Here is a 3,900-nt window from a genome sequence, read left to right as displayed (position 1 = left end):
AGGCCAAGGCCCCGAAGACCGAGCGGGCCGCGGTGGGCCGGACGGCGGAGGCCGGGAAGGCCAAGGCCCCGAAGACCGAGCGGGCCGCGGTGGGCCGGACGGCGGAGGCCGGGAAGGCCAAGGCCCCGAAGACCCAGCGGGCCGCGGCGGGCCGGACGGCGGAGGCGGCCCAGGAGGCCCGGCAGGCAGGGCCGAGCGCGCCGCGGGCGGTCGGCGCCGACGGCACCGTTCAGGTCCCGGCCGAGCTTCTCGCCGCCCTGCTGCGGCAGGCCTCCGCCGGAGCCGGCGACCAGGCCGCGGACGGAGCGCTCGCCCGGGCCGCCGCGCTGCTCGGTGCGGCCCCGCCGGACGCCCGGGTCCCGGACGAAGCCCGCGCCCAGGGGGCCCCGCTTCCCGGCGCGGCAGCCCACCCCTTCTACGCCCAGCAGGAGTTCGCCGAAGGACTCACCGCCGTCATGGCCGACCACCACGTGCCCGGCGTCGCCCTCGCCGTGCTCCGCGACGGCGCCCTGGCCGACGTACAGGGCCACGGCGTGCTCGCCGCGGGCGGGGACGCCGAGGTGACCGGGCGGACGCTGTTCCAGGTCGGCTCGATCAGCAAGCACGTCACCGCGGTCGCCGTCATGCGGCTGGTGGACCAGGGCCTGATCGACCTGGACGCGGACGTGAACGGCTACCTCACCTCCTGGCGGCTCGCCGACGACCCGGCCGCCCCCGGACCGCTCACCGTGCGCCAGCTGCTCGGCCACCGGGCCGGACTCGCCCGCCACCGCAGCGTCGGCTTCAAGCCGGGCGAGCAACTGCCCACCCTGCTCGACCTGTTGGAGGGCCGCCCGCCGGTCACCACACCGCGGGTGCGCCGGGAACTGCCCCCCGGTCAGACGTTCCGCAAGAGCAGCACGCACTACTGGGTGCTCCAGCAGGCCATGGAGGACATCACCGGCGAGGGCTTCGAGCCGCTGGTGCGGCGCCTGGTCCTGGATCCGCTGGGCCTGGCCGAGACCAGCTTCGACCAGCGGTTCCCGGAGACCTCCGGGCTGCCGGTGGCCCTCGGCCACGACGCCCACGGCACCCCGCTGACGGGCGGCTGGCGCAACCGCGCCCACCTGGCGGCGGCCGGCCTGTGGACCACCGCGGGCGACATCGCCCGGCTGGCGCTCGCCGTAGGCGACGCCCTGCTCGGGGCACCGGGCGCGCTCGTCACCCAGGCGAGCGCGCGGGAGCTGCTGGCGGGCGAGTCCGGCACCTTCTACGGGCTCGGCACGATCGTCGACGACAGCGGTGACGACCTGGAGTTCGGCCACGGGGGCGAACCCTCCGGCTACTGGAACATGGCGATCAGCCGGCTGCACGCGGGCACCGGGTTCGTCGCCCTGACCAACGCCGACTCCGGCAAGGCCGTGGTCAAACACCTCACCGCCGAACTCGGCCGGGACGACGCCCGGTTCGGCAGCGGACGGCTCGCCGCCGACTGGCGCGGCGAGGGCGGCACGGACGGGATCCCCGCCGTGCTGGCCCCGGTCGTCACCGACGAGGACCGCGCATGACGCCCCTGATCCGCAGGCCATCTTCCGGGAGGACACCGTGGCACCCGTACGGCACCTGATCTCCATCGACGACCTCGACGACACCGACCTGCGCTCGCTCGTCGCGCGCGGCGCCGCGTTCTCGGCCCGCGCCGCCGGCCGCCCCGGCCCCCTCGCCGGGGACGTCGTCGGCATCTACTTCAGCAAGACCTCCACCCGCACCCGCACCGCCTTCTCCAGCGGCGCCCTCCGCCTCGGCGCGCAGATCATCGCGTACGGGCCCGGTGACCTCCAGCTCAACACGGGGGAGACCAGCGAGGACACCGGCCGGGTCATGTCGCGGATGCTCGACGTGCTGGTCGCCCGTACCGCGGGCGACCCCGCCGAGATGCGGGCCTGGGCCGCCCAGGACCGGATGGCGGTGGTCAACGCCATGAGCGCGGACGAGCACCCCACCCAGGCGCTGACCGATCTGACCACGCTCCAGGGGCAGTTCGGGCAGATCGACGGGCTGAGGATCCTCTACGTCGGCGAGGGCAACAACACCGCATCCGCCCTCGCCCTCGCCCTGACCCGCTTCCCCGGCGTCGAGTTCGAGCTGCGCACCCCGCCCGGCTACGGACTCGCGCCGTCCTTCGCGGCCCGCGCCGCCGAGCAGGCCGCCCGCAGCGGGGCCCGGTTCGCCGAGCGGCACGACATGGCCGGCCTGCCCGCGGACCTTGACGTCGTCTACACCACCCGCTGGCAGACCACCGGCACCGCCAAGCCGGACGCGAACTGGCGGGAGATCTTCGCGCCGTTCCAGGTGACGCGGGCGCTGTGGGAGGCGAGCCCCAAGGCGGTCTTCATGCACGACCTGCCCGCCCACCGCGGCGAGGAGGTCACCGCCGAGGTGCTGGACGGACCCGAGTCCATCGCCTTCGCGCAGGCGGAGAACAAGATGCACAGCGCGATGGCGGTCCTGGAGTGGTGCAGGACATGACCCTCCTCGACGCCGAGGCCGTCGAAGCGCCGCCCCCGCTGCGCCGCAACCGGGAGTTCCTGCTGCTGTGGTCGGGAGCGAGCCTGTCGTTCCTGGCCACCCGGGTCACCTCGGTCGCCTACCCGCTGATCGTGCTCTGGCACACCGGCTCGCCGCTGGCGATGTCGGTCGTCACCACGGCGGCCCTGGTGCCGCTGCTGCTGGTGCAGCTGCCGGCCGGAGCGGTCGTGGACCGCTTCGACCGGCGCCGGCTGATGCTTGGGTGCGAGGCGGGCCGGATCCTCACGGTGGGCAGCGTGGCCCTGGCGCTCGCGGCGGGCCGGCTGTCGGTGGCGCATCTGGCGGCGGTGGCGTTCGCGGAGTCGGCGTGCGCGGTGTTCTACAAGCTCGCCGAGCGGGGTGCCGTCCGCAATCTCGTGCACCCCGCACACCTGCCCGCCGCGCTCGCGCAGAACGAGGCGCGCGGCCGGGCGGCCGGGCTGCTCGGCCAGCCGGGCGGGGCGCTGCTGTACTCGGCGGCGCGCTGGCTGCCGTTCGGCTTCGGCGCGCTCGCCTACGCCTGCTCCTTCGTCTCCCTGCTGCTGATCCGCAAGGACTTCCAGCAGGAGCGGACCGGCGCCGCCGCGCCGCGCCGGATGACCGCCGAGGTCGCCGAGGGCATGCGCTGGCTGTGGCGGCAGCGGTTCCTGCGGGCCGCCCTCGGCTATGTCGCCGGCACCAACGTGCTGTTCCAGATGCTCGCCCTGGCCCTGATCCTGCGCGTCAAGGAGGAGGGCCTGCCGCCGTCGACCCTCGCGATCGTCATGGGCGTCGGCGGGATCGGCGGCCTCGTCGGGGCGCTGGCGGGCAGCCGCCTTGAGCGCCGGACGAGCCGCCGCGCCCTGCTCATCGCCGGGGCGGTCGCCTGGGCGCTGCTGATCGGCGCGATGGGCTTCACCGCCGAGCCGGTGCTGCTCGGCCTGCTCTACGCCGGGACCGGCTTCGTCGGCGCCGTGTTCAACGTCTCCGCCGCCGTCTACCAGGTCAGCACGACCCCGGACGCCCTCCAGGGCCGGGTCGCGGCGACGGCCACCCTCATCGGCTCCGGCACCAACGCCCTCGGCTCCTTCGCGGGCGGCCTGCTGCTGGCGGCGTGGGGAGCGGAGCCGACGGTGCGGACCATCGCGGCGGCGATGGCCGTACTGGCCGTACTGGCCACGCTGGCACCGGATTTGAGGAGAGAACTCCCGAACGGAGCCAACGCGGCGACGTCCCGGGACGAGGCCCGCCCGGCCGTGCTGGGGCCTGGCTCGCGGCGGGAACTCCCGGGCGGGGCCGGTGCGGTGGCGTCCCGGGGCGAGGCTCGGCCGGCCGTGCCGGGGCCTGGCTCGCGGCGGGAGCTCCCGGGCGGGG

3 protein-coding genes are annotated in these 3,900 nt (G+C 75.5%); all 3 read left to right on the top strand.

The window, feature by feature from the left end:
- Window positions 1-1,547: serine hydrolase domain-containing protein (locus tag RMT89_RS39765; protein ID WP_315888627.1), on the top strand; the 1,547-nt coding region annotated here is incomplete at its 5' end.
- A gap of 37 nt (window positions 1,548-1,584) precedes the next feature.
- Window positions 1,585-2,508 (top strand): ornithine carbamoyltransferase, encoded by a 924-nt coding sequence (locus tag RMT89_RS39760; protein WP_315888626.1) that lies wholly within the window; start codon window positions 1,585-1,587, stop codon window positions 2,506-2,508.
- On the top strand, window positions 2,505-3,900 hold a 1,396-nt coding region (locus RMT89_RS39755), incomplete at its 3' end, for an MFS transporter (protein ID WP_315888625.1). The genes RMT89_RS39760 and RMT89_RS39755, both read left to right, overlap by 4 nt.

Source organism: Streptomyces sp. P17 (assembly GCF_032436805.1).
GTDB lineage: Bacteria > Actinomycetota > Actinomycetes > Streptomycetales > Streptomycetaceae > Streptomyces.
This window is presented reverse-complemented; position numbering and strand designations above follow the sequence as displayed.